The sequence below is a fragment of the Cyclobacterium xiamenense genome, assembly GCF_900109255.1.
Lineage (GTDB): Bacteria > Bacteroidota > Bacteroidia > Cytophagales > Cyclobacteriaceae > Cyclobacterium > Cyclobacterium xiamenense.
In genome coordinates this window covers 55,603-70,725 of record NZ_FNZH01000010.1, presented here as the reverse complement: position 1 = coordinate 70,725, position 15,123 = coordinate 55,603, and the positions used below count along the sequence as shown (strand labels likewise).

Sequence of the window (15,123 nt, the reverse complement as noted above, 5' to 3'; positions counted from 1 at the left end):
AACCAAATAGCAAGGAAGACCGGGTTTGTTATGCATCAAAAAAGCCAGTCTTCCCTTCGGTAGACTGGCTGGACCTGTAGTGACAGGAGATTAATCCATTAATTGAGGTTTCTTTTATTTTTTGTCAGGACAATGTTTTTATCAAATAAGTCGTATATCTCTGTAAACACTTGTGGATAAACCGGCTTTTCCAGATACCCAATCACTTGCGGATATTTGTTTGACTTTGCCTTGTCTGCCGGGTCGGTAGAAGAGGTCACCATGACTACTTGTATTTTGTCTTTGTAGTCCTTCTCCTGAAGCATTTCCAAAAAAGACCATCCATCCATTACAGGCATGTTGATGTCCAGAAAAACCAAAATGCTATCAAAATCCGCATTTCTACTCTCCAGTACATCGAAGGCAAGTTTGCCGTTTTCTGATGTGTGGATGGGCCCACCTATGGGAGAGGTCTTGACAATCTTTTTGATGTAATGCAAGGTCAAAATATCGTCATCCACGATGATCGTTTCAAGTTTTTGTTTCATTCCCTAGCTTAGTTTAGTTGACCTGGAAATTTATCGGAATGTCCGTTAAATCTCTGTCATTCGAATTTATCACTTAAATCAAGATAATCAAAACGGTAATTAAAAAAATAAGGTACAGATTCATAAAACTAACCCGATACTTATTTAATAAAATATTTGGAATATTTAGTAGTAAAAAACCTATTCCTTCTTATCCAATAAATTGGGATCAGGTCGGTAAATCCATCGTTTTTTGTCGTTCAAATGGGATTAAATAGAGTTGATCCAAGGCGGAATCTACCACGCTATCTTTCTGAATTCGAAGCTCCAAAAAGCAGTTGAATTCTAGTTAAATGCCGTTGGTTCGACCGAATTTGTCTTTCAATCTTGAACTATTGATTTGGTAAAATAAAATCATTAAAAAATGCTAAATTAAATTAATGGATCAAATTCGACGCGTTATAATTAAAAAATTAATAATCGTAAATTGTGCCGATAATTTAATTAACGGTAATATATACGGAAATAATTACTTTAATTACTTTTAAATGCTTTGTAAAAATTTTTGTTGCACCATGTTTTTTTTATCTCTATGTTTATACAATTGAAAGAGATACTTGTAATATTTAAACCTGTATCTCGATGGATTTCGGATTTACTGTTTATCAAATTAAAAAATTAAACCATGTGGACCTCAGAAAAAAAATCAAGCCAGTCCATGGCTGAGCCAAGTACAACTTCTTTTTTTGCTCCCGGATTCAGGATGAATGGTGACATAGATTCCAACAACGACGTGCGGGTAGAGGGAATTATCCAGGGAAACCTGACAACGACCAAACGCATCATTATTGGCAAAACCGGGCAGGTTATCGGTAATGTGAAAGGAAGCCAGGTATCGATTATGGGAGAAGTGGTCGGAGAGGTCATCGCCACGGACATCACCGTTATTGGGGAAACAGGAGTTGTCCACGGTACGGTACTAACGAACAAAATCAAAATCGAATCCGGAGCAGAAATAGAGGCCTGCATCAAAAAATACAAAGAAACTCCGGAAACGGAAGCGATTCCGTCCAAGACGAAAAAATTGGATCTTCACAAACGGAAAGAGCAGGTATTGCAGCAGCCCGAACTGGCTAAAATCAGTATGGAAAACTGATTCAGCCAGGTGCTCGATCGCCAAGGGATTAATTGTCCCTTAGCGATTGACCAAGTTGCAATGGCTGTTCGGACAGCACCAGTCGGGAGGCTTGCTCAACAATACGGTCCAACGTATCGTTTGTGGCCCGAAAGCCTTCCAGAACTACCCGGGTGCATCCGGTTTTGTCAAGGAAGTAAACCGGGTTCCGTAGCGTTATTTCCTTACCTAAATCCCTTTCAAGACAGGTTTTCACATCGTTTTTAGGTTGGTAGAACACTGGGAAGACCAAATCGTCAGTCAAATAGGAATTGATCCAGTTGATAGCGCGTAGATGCTCGTCGAACGTATTTCTATTGAATCCGATGAGGTGAAAATTCAGTTTTTTAATTTTTTTTAGTGACTGTACCAATTCTTTCCGATTTTCCTCCGCAATAGGGATCATCTCAGAAGGATTGGTGACGATAATGACGCGCTTGTTCTGTATGAGGGATCGGAGATGAACGTTTCCATGATGGGTTTTGACCAAGAGATCCGGAAAAGCAAGGTTCATCTCAAGCCGGGATGGGGTTTGACTTTCTGTTTTCATTGCAGTGGAGGGTTTATAACTTCTTACAGTAGTATTTTTTTGTAGTAGGAATATACGAAAAAACTATTACTATATTTATTAAAATTAGTACTTTCCTTTCAAACACTGATTAAAATCATAGAATCACCCCATTAATGACGAGTTTGAACGGGTCCATTGGGCTGCCCACGGCTGAGCGCTTCCCTGGCAGATCAGCCTGATACGGGGAACCTTTCGAAGTGGCTTCTTCATAAAAGGAGCTTCCCATTAAAAAAGTGTACCGGGAAACGAATATATTTTGTACATTCAACCTTTGAAGAAAGTGAAAACCTATGGATTCAGGTACTATATTTTACATCATTGCCATCGTCATTTATTTCATCTATACTTCGTTCATACAGAAGAAACCGGGCAGCCCGGAGGCAAACCCAGAAAAACCCGAAGGCCCACCCCAGAAAAAAACCAGCTTTGAAGACTTATTGCGTGAAATCAGAAACGAACAGGGGCAAAGAGAACGGGATTTGGAGGGTACATCCGAACCTGAACCAGTAAATACCGCTTCTTCTGCCACCGAAGTCGCGGAGCAAAGGGAAACAACATACGTCGCACAACAGCAAGAGGCGGAGGGCGCTTACAAAAACCCGTACAGGGACATCAAACAACCTTTGGTGAAGTTGGATGACCAGGTAGACCTGAAAGATGGTAAAAAGATCCTTGGCGAAGTCGTAGATGTGGCGGAGGAATTTCCCGGAACCAGCAAATACGCCAGGTTACTTAAAAACACCTCTTCAGCCCGGGATGCCGTTATTTTGACGGAAATTTTCAACAGGAAACATTTTTGATCCATCCATGCGGATTTTCCTCCTATTGACTTCTGCAAAACCGGTCCTCGCCTCGTGTTAGCCCGATGGTTAAAATCGTTGGGGCCAGGCCTGATTACTGCCGCCCTGGTATTCGGACCGGGCAGCCTGACCATCACTTCCAAATTGGGGGCGGTATACGGATTTGAGCTGTTGTGGGTCATCGTGGTTGCGGTGGTGCTGATGATCACATTTACCGGAATGGGCGCCAGGATCGGCATGGCCTCTGCTGATTCGCTGATCGGATTATTCCGCCAGAAATGGGGCAATCTGGCCGCCTGGGTTGCCGGCTTGGGAATTTTCTTTGTAACGGCCTCTTTTCAGGCAGGAAATACAGTAGGGGCGGGCCTGGCGCTTTCGGAATCACTGGGTAGTTCCAATGCGGTTTGGATCGTACTTATTTCACTACTAGCCATCTCGTTACTTTTTTTCAAGTCCTTTTACCGAATTCTGGAGAAGGTCATGATTTTGATGGTGACCATCATGGTGGTCTCGTTTCTGTTTACCCTGGTTTTGGCGCCTCCTTCTTTTGCCGATGTATACTCCGGATTGGATCCAACGATCCCTACTGGATCCTTTATATTGGTGATTGCGCTGGTGGCGTCGAGTTTTTCCATAGCGGGTGCTTTCTATCAATCGTACCTGGTTCAGGAAAAGGGCTGGAAGAAATCCCAGAAGGGAGATGCGCTGCGAGAGAGCTTTACGGGGATTGTAATTTTGGGCCTGATTTCTTCCCTGATCCTTTTGAGTGCAGCCACCATTTTATATCCGCAAGGAATTACCGTGGCCTCGGCTGCAGATATGGGCATGGCATTGGAGCCGGTGTATGGGAAGTTTTCCTTCATGGTATTCATGATCGGCTTATTTGGAGCATCTTTTTCGTCCTTATTGGGCAATGCCACCATCGGGGGTACCTTGCTAGCAGATGCCCTTTCCCTGGGAAGGGACCTCAATAGCATTCCGGTGAAACTCCTGATCACGTTGATTGTGGTAATCGGCGCCGCTGTAGCACTGATATTTGGTAGATTGCCACTCGAACTGATCGTATTTGCTCAGGGAATTACCATTTTTGCGGTTCCATTTATTGGCCTGGGAATCTTTCTGATTGGAAACGACAAAAAAATAATGGGAAGCTTGAAGAATAAAGTTGGGTCGCAGATCTTGGGGTTGGTGGGTTTATTGGTCCTTTTAACGCTTGCGATTAGCAACGCCTACGTTTTGTTTCTTCAATAAATCTCCTTCATTTTACCACTATTGTGGGCCCTTTGCTGCCACAGCGCTGGGTGCAGTCAAACTAACGGAAACGATACATGTATGAAAACCATTGCAGAACTCGAAGAAAAACTAAGCAGGCCTTCCCCGGAATTGGTGAAGGATATCGGTAAGATCGAAGGAGATATTTTGTTGCTGGGCGTGGCCGGAAAAATGGGTCCAAGTTTGGCAAGACTCTTGGTCCGGGCCATTCAGGAGGCTGGTATCCAAAAGGAGGTAATTGGCGTATCGCGCTTTTCGGACCAACGTATGAAAAACGAACTGGAAAACGAAGGCGTGCGTTGCATTCAGGCAGACCTGCTGGATGATGCGGCCTTGCAGGACCTGCCGTTTGCCGAAAACCTGATTTACCTCGCAGGAAAAAAATTCGGCACTTCTGCAGACGCGTCCACCACCTGGGCGATGAATGCGTACCTTCCCGGCAGGGTCTCGGAAAAGTTCCGAAAATCCCGTATGGTGGTTTTTTCCAGCGGTAACGTCTACCCCTTTGTGCCGTGTGCCTCCGGGGGTGCGACGGAAGATACGCCACCGGATCCACTGGGAGATTATGCCCAATCTTGCTTGGGCCGGGAACGGATTTTTCAGTACTTTAGCCATCGGTACCAGATACCCATGCTCATTTACCGGTTGAACTATGCGATCGACATGCGGTATGGCAACCTTCTTGAAATTGGCAAAATGGTGCAGGAAGGGAAAGCCATTGATCTGCGAACGGGCCATATGAATGTGATCTGGCAGGGAGATGCAAACGAAGCCGCCATCCGGTCCCTGCTACATACGAGCTGTCCACCCAAATTGCTAAACGTGACCGGACCGGAGACCGTTAGCATTCAACAGGTGGCCGAAAAATTTGGCGAATTGATGAATACCCGCCCCCAATTTGTGAACGAGCCGGAGCCGTTTGCACTGCTCAGCAACGCTTCCCGCAGTCACCGGATGTTTGGATACCCGCGTGTTTCCCTGCTTGAGATGATTGAATTGACAGCCGAATGGATTCTAAGCGGCGGACCAACGCTGGACAAACCCACCCATTTTCAGGAACGAGAAGGAAAATTTTAATGAACAACGGTATCAGATGAATGCATTGCTAGAAAAACACCTGCAGGAGGGGACGGTTATTCCTGCGCATCCCCTTGCCTTAACCGCACAGCGAAAACTGGACGAACCACACCAACGGGCACTGACCCGCTACTACATCGCTTCCGGAGCAGGAGGCATTGCTGTCGGCGTACATAGCACACAATTTGAAATTCGCGATAAAAAATACGGCTTGTTACGACCGGTTTTGAAAATGGCCATGGAAGAGGTGGAGCAAGCCGCCCTACACCGGCCCTTTCTTAAAGTAGCAGGCATCGTGGGGGGAACCGAGCAAGCGCTGCAGGAAGCTTCGCTGGCCCGAGACCTGGGCTACGACATGGGCCTCCTCAGTGCCGGAGGATTGGGAGATTGGTCCGAAAAAGAATTAATCAAGCGAGCCGAAAAGGTGGCAGAGCTTATTCCTCTTTTTGGTTTCTACCTGCAACCCTCTGCCGGTGGCAGGCTGCTGAGCTATGATTTTTGGAGGGATTTTGCGCAAATCCCCCATGTAAAGGCCATAAAAATGGCGCCGTTTAACCGGTACCAGACATTGGACGTGGTTCGGGCCGTTTGTGCATCCGGACGTCCGGAGCAAATCGCGCTCTATACCGGGAATGATGACAACATTGTCGCGGACCTACTGACCACGTTCACGCTTTTGGTACATGGGCAGCAGGTATCAAAACGAATCGTTGGCGGATTGCTCGGGCATTGGGCGGTGTGGACGTCCGAAGCGGTAAACTTGTTGAAAAAAATTAAAGATTGCCTAAAAAACGACGGAAACGGCATGGGAGCGCTACTTACTCAGGGTGTCCAAATTACTGACGCCAATGCAGCGATTTTTGATCCCAGTCACCAGTTTAAGGGCTGTATATCGGGCATACATGAAGTGTTGCGCAGGCAAGGCTTGCTGCAGGGAACCTGGTGTCTCAACCCGGCGGAGCAACTCTCTCCGGGACAAATGGAGGAAATCAACCGTGTGTGTGCGGATTATCCCTGGCTAACCGACGACCGCTTTGTCAGGGAAAACCTGGATCGATTCATGCACGCGTCTTAGGGCACGAGGTAATACTCAAAAAATGAATAGATTATTTCGTTGGATTCAGGGGTAGGTCCATGCGTGGGACGGTTGCTCATGCCTACCCGGTTTTCGGTTTCATAAAAACCATTCGCCCGCAAGCTGTAATTCAGCGGTACCCATCGGTTTTCCGGATCCTCCGAGCCACCAGACACCAGAAATGGTCTGGGTGCCATCAGCACGTGCAACTCGTGCAGGTTCATGTCGGCTTCCAGAAGTTTGGGATACAAGCCCCTCGCAGGATTTTCTTCCGTAGGAAGACCCCGTTCCCGCCAGGGTTTGGGATGGTATCCAAGGTACCAGGGTTCCCAGTAGTTGACGCTTGGTTTGTCTTCCTCAAAAACTATCCCCGGATCGGACCAGGCAGCCGCTGCGAAGTTTTCAAAAAGGCAGGAGGCAAACATGGCCCACTTTCCTCCATAGGAATGCCCGGTGATGCCGATTCGCTTTTCATCCACCTCGGGCATCTGTGCGAGCAGGTGCCAGGCATTGCCCGCAGCGTAGGCCAAAAGGGACAATGGCTGCACGCTGGCGCTGTCGATGTGCGGGTAGTACAGGGAATACGTTTCGTTTTCGGTAGTTTCCGTGGTTCCCAGAGAAAGGGTAACAAATCCCCTTTTTGCAAGCTGTGCGGCGAAGTCACGGTTTGGTTTTCCCTTCCCGATAGCCGTTTCGGGTTCGTAGTACACCGTGACCACTGCAGGGTTGTTTTTGGCTCCGTAGGGAAGCAACAGGTACCCTTCGGTCAGCTGTCCAGGGACCCATTCGAACCGAACTTTCCGTTGCACATAGTCTTCGGTATTTTCGGTTTCCAATACTTCAAAGGTGGGATTGGTAATCATGGCGGGCCATTTCCCCATCATCCCATGCCATTTGTCCCGAATTTCTTTTCTACGTTCCTTCCAGTCGGCCAGGTCCTCAACGGAGCTGCCATCGTTGAAAACAAAGGGATCAGAAAAATCACCTTCCAGCTCCTCGTACTCGTAGGGAATGGAAAAATAGGGCGCCAATTCATCCCATTGAATCATTTTTTTTAGGTAGGCTGGGAAGGTCTGTCCCTGGCTGGTGCCACTCCCTTCCACGCCCTGACCAAAAGTAATGCTATCGCCAAAGAAAACCAGGCATTTTTTGTTGGCTATTTTTCCCGTGGCGACGAGGAAGTTAAAAATCTGTTCGGCGATGAGACGGTTGCCCGCGCTGGTAGGATGGACGCCATCCGGTATTCCGGAATTAGCCACATTCATGATGAGTGAGCTTTTTCCCGGATTGGGAGACTCCCGTTCGATAAACTTCTGGTAAAGATCGATCAGGGGTAACCCGTTTTGCCTGGCCAAATCGGCAATAATGTCATTAGCTGTTCGGATTTTCGTAAGCGGTGGGGCGTCAAAAAAGGAAAGTTCATACCGGCTGGAAATGGCATTGGTATCGACCGGCGTGAGGTTAAGTAAGACGGTCTCGATTCCGGCATTTTTGAGTCGGGTAATGAGCTTTTGGTAGGATTTTCTGAAGGTTCCATAATCCAAAAATTTATGTAGGTTGATCATGTCGTGCATGCCCACCATGATAAAAACCATGTCTGGATTTTCGCTAAGCACGTCTCGGTCTAGCCGAGCCAATAGGTCCATGGAATTATTACTTCCAGCACCTTTGTTGAGAATGCTCCAGGATGCTTCTTTTGCGGTCGTTTCCCGCTGTATAGAATCTTTTGCCAGTTTAGCGCTTGCAAAGGCTGCATTTCCGCCTGCAAAAAAAAAGATCCACGCGACAATTATTTTGAAATGCATTTTATGTTATTTAAAGAATATTTTTTTAAATCTAAGAATTTTCAATCTTTTTCACTATACCTGCGTCAACAATTCTTTTTGGTAGCTAAACAATTGTTGGTCAATGTTTTATAATTTGTAGTTTTTCAAGGAATAATACAATTTATTCGTTCTGAAATAGGTTTCAGATTTGCCCGTTATGGCGTATCTTGCCCGAGTAAAGAAATGAACGTTTACTATATGGGTAAGAGATGCATGCTGGCACTGCTGGCAATCGGATTGGCCTGCGCAACGGTCACGGGAAAAACCGTTTATGTGGTAGGTAAAGCGGAAAATGACTTGGTGCTATGGCTTTCATCCGAAGGGTTTCAGGTTGAATTTTTCCGGGATACCCAGTCCGCCATGGAAGAAATTCCGGCAGCTTCCACCCTGCTGGTGCTGGCGGACGCCTATCCGATAGAGAAGGTGCCGGTTCCCGGCGATTTTTATCGGGTGATGGACGAAAAAAATATCCGCTACTACATCGAGTTTCCGCAGCGGGTACCCGGCCTCATCGGGGAGGGAAAGGTATTGCATAACCGACTGGAACGGGCCGTGGTGGCCGGAAATCATTTTGGCACCAAGCTTCCCGCTCTGCGCATATTGGGCATCAATGACTGCCACCTAATTGCGGCGGAGGCGTCCGATCCGCTGTTGGTTTTGGCGAAGGTAGCCGGCCTGGATACGGCACCCTATGGGCTGTCTGGCTTGCCTGTTCATCCCCTGTTGGTGAAGAAAGACGCCGGATACATCGCGCTGACCAAACTCTCCGACTTTGCCAAAGGCCGATACGGACCGCAAGCACACTGGCAGGAAGTCTGGGCGCACCTGATCGGGCAGCTTACCGGTACCTGGGATTTAACCTTCGCCGGCTGGCCCCGTTACCTGAAGCCCGCTTTTGGAGAAGGCGAGGCGGTTACCCTTGCGGACAAGGAAAACAGCGTCGACCGGGGAGTGGCATGGTTTGCCAAGGGGAAATTTTACATTCACGAAGATTGGAAAGAACGTTGGTTAAGGTATCAAGCCGATGGTACCAACCCTGTGGGGCCTCCGGTTCCACGCGACTTTCCGGTCGGTGATGGCAGTGAAGGACTTTTAGAGGGACATTCCTCCACCATTTACTACGATGGCAGCCAACAATACCGCTACTGGATCCGAGCGGATGTGCAAGGGGAAGGGGCATTTGCCCTCGCGGCGGCCGGTCGTCTGCTGGATGAACCGGATCATTTTTCTACCGCCGAAAACCTGGTCGATTTTATTTTCCGGGAAAACCTTCGCAACGGTCCCAGAAATCAGCCAGACTCGGCGGCATTTGGCCTGATCGGATGGTCGCATACGCACCCCCGTGTCTATTATGGAGACGATAACGCCCGGGCCGTTTTGGGAATTCTGGGTGCCATGGCCTTTATGGAACGGGATACCTGGAATCAGGAAATGACCGAAGCCATCCTGGCAAATTTTCGAACCTCTGGCGAGAATGGGTTTCGCAGCAACCGTATTGAAAACCGGGACCTGCAACGGCAAGGCTGGAAACATTACTGGAACCGGGACTTTATCAATCCTGCCCCGCATTTTGAATCCTGGATGTGGGCCCTGTATCTCTGGCTGTACGACAAAACCGGGTACGAACCGCTCTTGGAGAAAGCAAAAACAGCCATAAAAATTACCATGGATGCTTATCCGGAGGACTGGCTGTGGACCAATGGCATCCAACAGGAAAGGGCCCGGATGATTTTGCCGCTGGCATGGCTGGTTCGTATCGAGGACCGTCCGGAACACCGGGCCTGGCTGGATCGGGTGGTGAGCAAATTGCTGGAAAATCAGGTAGAAAGCGGAGCTATTCGGGAAGAATTGGGTGGGAACGACAAAGGAAGGTACGGCCGCACCAAATCAAACGAGGCCTATGGACTGCATGAGGCGCCGCTGATTTTCGAAAACGGAGACCCCATTGCCGACATGTTGTATACGAGTAACTTTGCTTTTTTCAGTTTGAACGAGGCTGCGCACGCAACTGGAAATCCTCGGTACCAGGAAGCCGTGGGCAGGTTATCAGATTTCCTGACCCGTATACAGGTGAAAAGCGAACGTTTTGCCGACCTGGACGGGGCCTGGTTCCGCGCTTTCGATTACAACCGCTGGGAATACTGGGCTTCCAATGCCGATGTGGGATGGGGAGCCTGGGGTACCCTTAGCGGCTGGACACAAAGCTGGATCGTTGCTACGCAGGTATTGGTACTGACCGATCAGAGCTACTGGGACCTGACCGGCGATTCCAAAATACATCGGCACATGGAAGGCCGGCTGGAACTGATGTTAGAGGATTACAAATAGAGACCATCGACCGTATAGGCTCACCCTTCCCGCACCTTTCGGCAGAGATACCTGTATGCGGTGCAGGACGAGCACCCGTACTTTTGGGCAAGACGCGGCGGTTTTTCATCCAAGGTAGCTTTCTCGGCAATAACGCCTGGAAAACGCATTCCTCGCTTATAACTTCTTGATTTGTATGTTGCGGAAGTACACCTTGTCTCCATGATCGGTCAGTAGAATGTGGCCTTCTTCCAGCTCCCCGTATCGGGCATCGTCTTTAAACTTGTTTTCGTCCTTTTTTTCAAGAAAATCCTTGCTGCCCCGCTGGTAGCTGAGCACTTTTTTACCATTTAGCCAGTGCGATACATTCTGGCCTTTTGCCACAATTTTGCCCGTATTCCATTCTCCGTGGGGGTGAAGGGTTTTGTTTTTCGGCGGGTAAAACAAGTAGGCGGCGGCCGTGGAACTGAGCCCGTTGGGATCTTCTTTGATGCCTGGGTAGTTGTAATCGTCGATGATCTGGTATTCCGGACCATTTACCATCATTTTCCCCGTCGTTTCCTTATACAGGGTATCGACAAAATATTTGATGCCACTATTGGCGCCCTCGGTGAGTTTGAATTCAAAAATCAGTTCAAAGTCACCGAATTTTTCTTTTGTCAAAATATCTCCTCCACCGGATGACTCCAGAAAAAGCATGCCGTCTGCTATTTTCCACCCTTTTTTAGGAAAATTGAGCGATTGTTTGCCCCGCCATTTTTCTACGGATTTCCCGTCAAATAAAACCTCGTAACCGTCAGCCTGGGCTAATGTCCGGGAAACTCCCGGTAGTAGCAGGCAGAGTAGAAGCAATAGCAGGGGGATCTTGGTTCGTTGTAGCATAGAATGGTGTTTTTTATGGTTTACGGATTAGTTGGACGTATCGTCGGATCGATTTGTTGTGCCAATTGGTCAAAGGAGGCTAGAATCTGTTCTTCCAGCCCGGGTTTCCAGGTATTGTGCAGCCCATAGACCATTTGGGAGGAATAGCCCTCGTAGCCCCCTTCGCGGAGGATGGTTTCCGTGGGAATGTAGGCCATCACGTCGTTGCTGTAAGACAGCACGAAGGCAGCGATACCGTACCGGGCTTTCAGTCGGTTGGCGTATCCGATGGTAGCCTCTCCCCCCATGGAGAATAGCAGCTGGTCTCCCAATGCCCAAATTTGGATGGGAAAGGGATAGGTAGCAGCTGGACGGATACCCTGCCTTTGTTCGAAGAGCATTCGTTCGGCCCATTGTTTCATGTATCCACTTTCGTTGGAGGCCATTTTCTCTAACGTTTTTGGACTCATGGGATCGTTCAAGGCTAGATCAACTTCCTGGTAGGCGTAGCGTAGCTTCGGTTCCAGGGGCTGCATTTCTTCTTCCAGCACTCGCTCTACTGCTGCTGCCAGTTCCTTGCCGTATTGTTTTGCCAGGGGTAAGGTCCGCCTTGGGAGCGGATTTTGATCTCCGGCGGCACCCTGAAAAAACAGCGCCATGGCTCCCGGATGATTTTTTTCTAATTCCTCCTGCGCGTACCCCGGAAAATCCGCCGACCAAAAATAGCTGCTTAATACCGTAGGGTGGCAGGCATATCCAAAGGCAACCACCGTCACCCGGTCCTGCAAATCGGTAACTTTGATCACCGGTACCGCATGGTCTATCGGGCCTTTAAGCTCGGTCAGCAAGTGAATATCGCTTTCCTTGTTATTCCGTCGGTTTACCTGAAACCGAGCCGTGCCGTTGCCTGCGTAAATCCGGGAGGCTTGCATGCGTTGCAGTGCTTTTCCAACACTTTCGACAATATCCGCTTCCAATTGCTTGCTGTAGGTCTCCACCTCAGCCCGTTGCTGCGCATTCAGTGGGTAGATATCAAACAGAGCGGCCGCGAGCACCGGTCCGGAGTGGGTGTGTGAACTGTTGAGTATCACCTGAGATTTACTCAAGCCATATTTTTGAAATATGGCAGTGCGGATCGTTTCAGACATCTTTTTTGGAAAGCCGAGCAGATCAGAGGTCAGCAGCACCGACTGGTTTCCCTCCGGATCTTCAAATGCAAGCACTTTTATCCAAAGCTCGCTATAGGTTCCCTGCGCGGGTTGATCCCTGTGGGCGTAGCCAGCCATCCACAAGGGATCTTTTGGGGTGATTTGGAACTTGTCGGTTCCGGTTTTCCATACCGGGCCGTTTTGCCCGTAGCAAGAAAACACAGCGCCGGCAAAGAAAAAAAGCAGGCCTAAAATCGTGATGGGAGTAATGGATAGAGCGAATGATGGGTGCATGGGTTGGTGGTTTGTGGCAATAGCCTGATTAATCTAGTGTCCAGCGGATGGCATTTTTCAGTAGCTGTAGGAATTGGGGATGGGTAAAGTCGGTAGGATAGCCCAGCGAGGTATAAAACACCCTACTTTTTCCGGCTTTTCGCGTATAGGCGATGGCGTTGGATTGGCCGGAAGAGCTCCCATTCAGGAGTACTTCTGCTTTTGGGTCGAGGCTGTCGCCAATTAGGTACAGGTTGCCGTCGCTCTTCCAGGGATGGGGGGACAGGCCTTCCAGAAGGCGCTTGCCCGGCTTTTTTGCGTAGGCAACGGTGGTTTTGACAGTGGCTGGCCCGTATCCCTTATTTTCATGGCCCAATATCTCGGGAACAAAGTCCCACCAGTCTTCGTAGCCGGGAGCGATTTCCTCGCGTACCGAAAAGGCATGGTTTGCTGTTCGGATTCCCAGGACCGGTTTACCTTCTTGCAGGTGCTTTTTAATCAAGCCCAGCTGTTCGGGGGAAAGAGCCACCCGGCGCAGGAATAGCACCAGCAAATCGCTGTTCTTGATGCGTTCCAGATCGGGCAGGTGAAAAGCCGTCCGTTCCCCTTGTCCAAGAATTACCTCCGTTTGGTACCCATTCTCTTTGGCTAATTTCATCGAAAAGTAAGGGACGGTGAGATCCGCTTCGTAATTATCCGGGTCTTTGCTAATTAAAAAGGTGATTTTTTTCCCCTGGTCGGAGGTCCTGGTGTCGGGGTTTGGCAGGATTTTACCGTAGACCTTTAGTCGATAGTCCCGGTAGGTCGTGTACCTGCCCGAAAGCCAAAGAACGACTTCTTTGTCAGGGTCTGCAAGTACGATCGGCCGAATATTATCTTCGGAGGAGCCAAAGGTAACCGGGCTAAAATACCAGGGTTCTCCGGCTTCCCTACGCTCTGCACGAAAGATCTCGTACCGTTGGGAACCGTTTACCAGGAGAGGTTCTCCGCTTACCGGGTGCACGTCGGAGGAGAAGTAAAACACCGACTTATTGGTCGGGTGAAGGCTTATCAACCCGGTATACTCATTTTCTCCAGGATACAGCCTACTTCCAGCATAAGCCACCTCCGAAGCCACCCATTCACGTCCGTTCCATTCCGCATAATGGTAGCGGTGATCAAATCCTCCCAGGGCGGTATTTCGCGTTTCCCCCCGGGTGATCGGGTCTTTGGTGACTGAAAAGACGAAAAAAGGCATGCCCCGATCATCCAGTTGAATATCGCTGGTCCAGGACACGTCTGTACGTGTTTCCAAGTCCCCGTCGTACACCAAGGTAAAGTCGGAGGGTTTAAGCGAACTGTTTTCGGTCGTACTTAGGGGCCCCACCAGCGTTCCATCAGAACGATAAGCTTGTCCGTTTTCCAGATAGCCATGGTAAATGTTGTTGTTGAAATGGCGCGGGTGTCCATCGGTGGTGATAAAGTGGATTCGGCTTTTTCCATCCGACGCGTATTTGAGGTAGGATCGCCCGGGGAATTCAAAAAGGCGTCCGCCAACTACCCAACTATCGCCGTAATCTTCAGAAACCAGGTAGTGGGGATTATTTTCATTTCCTCGAAAAAAATTGTACGTTTTGTCTTCATCTTCCAGGTAATACAGGTTGGAATAACATACCCGGCCATTCGTTGGTACGACGGATTCCTCCTCCCAGGCTCGGATATCGTAGGGTCGGGTGGTGCTCCGGTACCGTACCAGGCTGTCGATGCTATGTCCGGCATAGGCGGTAAGTATTTTTCCATCAGGTCGCAGCATCAATGCGGCCACATTGTGGTCGTCGGGGGGGAGGGTACCTTCGGTCAATACGTGGCTGGTGATCTGTTGGGTGGACAATTCCCACTCGGTCACTGTATTGTGCCCGGCCGAGGTGACCCCGGTAAAGATGACCTTGTCATCGATCAGCAAGGCGCGCTCATCCTGAAACCAACACCAGCTGCCGTCCTCCGAAAGCAAAATGGGCCCGTACGGGTCAGTTTGCTTCGCTGTAGGATTTTGGGCGGACGAAAGGGAGGCGCCGGCCATTACAAAAGTCAGTACACAATAAAACCAATATCGGGGAGCTATCATGGGAAACAGGGGATCATACAATCAACGATATAATTGATCCAATTTAAGCGATATTGGTTAATCTGCCAGTAGAAAAGGGATAAAATTAGCAATTATCCTGACTACTGGTAGGAAGCGAAGGAAAAGGGG

At 48.9% G+C, this 15,123-nt stretch carries 12 protein-coding genes; 6 read left to right on the top strand and 6 right to left on the bottom strand.

What is annotated here, in order from left to right; all coding sequences use genetic code 11:
- Positions 1 to 98: 98 nt before the first annotated feature.
- Positions 99 to 527 carry a response regulator gene (locus BMW71_RS20740; RefSeq protein ID WP_092178311.1) on the bottom strand — a complete coding sequence of 143 codons (429 nt, stop codon included), beginning with the start codon at positions 525 to 527 and terminating at the stop codon, positions 99 to 101.
- Positions 528 to 1,224: 697 nt separating this feature from the next.
- On the opposite strand from BMW71_RS20740, the gene BMW71_RS20735 reads away from it, so the two are divergent.
- Entirely contained in the window at positions 1,225 to 1,662 is a 438-nt protein-coding gene (locus BMW71_RS20735) for a bactofilin family protein (protein ID WP_177179721.1), read from the top strand.
- Positions 1,663 to 1,690: 28 nt separating this feature from the next.
- On the opposite strand, the gene BMW71_RS20730 is transcribed toward BMW71_RS20735, so the two are convergent.
- Positions 1,691 to 2,230, bottom strand: a complete 540-nt coding sequence (locus BMW71_RS20730; protein ID WP_092178307.1) for a redoxin domain-containing protein — start codon at positions 2,228 to 2,230, stop codon at positions 1,691 to 1,693.
- 311 nt (positions 2,231 to 2,541) lie between these two features.
- On the opposite strand from BMW71_RS20730, the gene BMW71_RS20725 reads away from it, so the two are divergent.
- The 4 genes from BMW71_RS20725 (at position 2,542) to BMW71_RS20710 (ending at position 6,475) form a co-directional block, all read left to right on the top strand.
- A complete protein-coding gene (locus BMW71_RS20725) occupies positions 2,542 to 3,051 on the top strand; it encodes a large conductance mechanosensitive channel protein MscL (RefSeq protein ID WP_092178305.1) in 510 nt (169 codons plus the stop codon).
- 54 nt (positions 3,052 to 3,105) lie between these two features.
- Positions 3,106 to 4,302 (top strand): Nramp family divalent metal transporter, encoded by a 1,197-nt coding sequence (locus BMW71_RS20720; protein ID WP_092178303.1) that lies wholly within the window; start codon positions 3,106 to 3,108, stop codon positions 4,300 to 4,302.
- 81 nt (positions 4,303 to 4,383) lie between these two features.
- A complete protein-coding gene (locus BMW71_RS20715) occupies positions 4,384 to 5,400 on the top strand; it encodes an NAD-dependent epimerase/dehydratase family protein (protein ID WP_092178301.1) in 1,017 nt (338 codons plus the stop codon).
- Between the two features lie 16 nt (positions 5,401 to 5,416).
- A complete protein-coding gene (locus tag BMW71_RS20710; protein WP_092178299.1) occupies positions 5,417 to 6,475 on the top strand; it encodes a dihydrodipicolinate synthase family protein in 1,059 nt (352 codons plus the stop codon).
- Here the strand turns inward: BMW71_RS20710 and BMW71_RS20705 are convergent.
- On the bottom strand, positions 6,472 to 8,280 hold the full coding sequence (locus BMW71_RS20705; protein ID WP_092178297.1) for an SGNH/GDSL hydrolase family protein: 1,809 nt from the start codon (positions 8,278 to 8,280) through the stop codon (positions 6,472 to 6,474). The genes BMW71_RS20710 and BMW71_RS20705 overlap by 4 nt on opposite strands.
- A 204-nt stretch (positions 8,281 to 8,484) precedes the next feature.
- Here BMW71_RS20705 and BMW71_RS20700 point away from each other — a divergent pair, with 204 nt between their 5' ends.
- Complete coding sequence (locus BMW71_RS20700; RefSeq protein ID WP_244891254.1) at positions 8,485 to 10,629, top strand: hypothetical protein; 2,145 nt, start codon at positions 8,485 to 8,487, stop codon at positions 10,627 to 10,629.
- A 156-nt stretch (positions 10,630 to 10,785) separates the two neighbouring features.
- On the opposite strand, the gene BMW71_RS20695 is transcribed toward BMW71_RS20700, so the two are convergent.
- Genes BMW71_RS20695 through BMW71_RS20685 form a run of 3 tightly spaced genes read right to left on the bottom strand, consistent with a single transcriptional unit; the run spans position 10,786 to position 14,994 of the window.
- Positions 10,786 to 11,490, bottom strand: coding sequence for a 3-keto-disaccharide hydrolase (locus BMW71_RS20695; protein WP_092178295.1), 705 nt, complete (start codon positions 11,488 to 11,490; stop codon positions 10,786 to 10,788).
- A gap of 20 nt (positions 11,491 to 11,510) precedes the next feature.
- Complete coding sequence (locus BMW71_RS20690; RefSeq protein ID WP_092178293.1) at positions 11,511 to 12,911, bottom strand: neutral/alkaline non-lysosomal ceramidase N-terminal domain-containing protein; 1,401 nt, start codon at positions 12,909 to 12,911, stop codon at positions 11,511 to 11,513.
- 28 nt (positions 12,912 to 12,939) lie between these two features.
- A complete protein-coding gene (locus BMW71_RS20685) occupies positions 12,940 to 14,994 on the bottom strand; it encodes a BNR-4 repeat-containing protein (RefSeq protein WP_143057716.1) in 2,055 nt (684 codons plus the stop codon).
- Between the last annotated feature and the right edge of the window lie 129 nt (positions 14,995 to 15,123).

Bases quoted from the DNA above. Each gene is read 5' to 3' on its own strand.
- BMW71_RS20715 (WP_092178301.1), top strand. From the start codon at position 4,384: ATGAAAACCATTGCAGAACTCGAAGAAAAACTAAGCAGGCCTTCCCCG.
- BMW71_RS20725 (WP_092178305.1), top strand. From the start codon at position 2,542: ATGGATTCAGGTACTATATTTTACATCATTGCCATCGTCATTTATTTC.
- BMW71_RS20685 (WP_143057716.1), bottom strand. From the start codon at position 14,994: ATGATAGCTCCCCGATATTGGTTTTATTGTGTACTGACTTTTGTAATG.
- BMW71_RS20690 (WP_092178293.1), bottom strand. From the start codon at position 12,911: ATGCACCCATCATTCGCTCTATCCATTACTCCCATCACGATTTTAGGC.
- BMW71_RS20740 (WP_092178311.1), bottom strand. From the start codon at position 527: ATGAAACAAAAACTTGAAACGATCATCGTGGATGACGATATTTTGACC.
- BMW71_RS20700 (WP_244891254.1), top strand. From the start codon at position 8,485: ATGAACGTTTACTATATGGGTAAGAGATGCATGCTGGCACTGCTGGCA.
- BMW71_RS20735 (WP_177179721.1), top strand. From the start codon at position 1,225: ATGGCTGAGCCAAGTACAACTTCTTTTTTTGCTCCCGGATTCAGGATG.
- BMW71_RS20695 (WP_092178295.1), bottom strand. From the start codon at position 11,490: ATGCTACAACGAACCAAGATCCCCCTGCTATTGCTTCTACTCTGCCTG.
- BMW71_RS20730 (WP_092178307.1), bottom strand. From the start codon at position 2,230: ATGAAAACAGAAAGTCAAACCCCATCCCGGCTTGAGATGAACCTTGCT.
- BMW71_RS20705 (WP_092178297.1), bottom strand. From the start codon at position 8,280: ATGCATTTCAAAATAATTGTCGCGTGGATCTTTTTTTTTGCAGGCGGA.
- BMW71_RS20710 (WP_092178299.1), top strand. From the start codon at position 5,417: ATGAATGCATTGCTAGAAAAACACCTGCAGGAGGGGACGGTTATTCCT.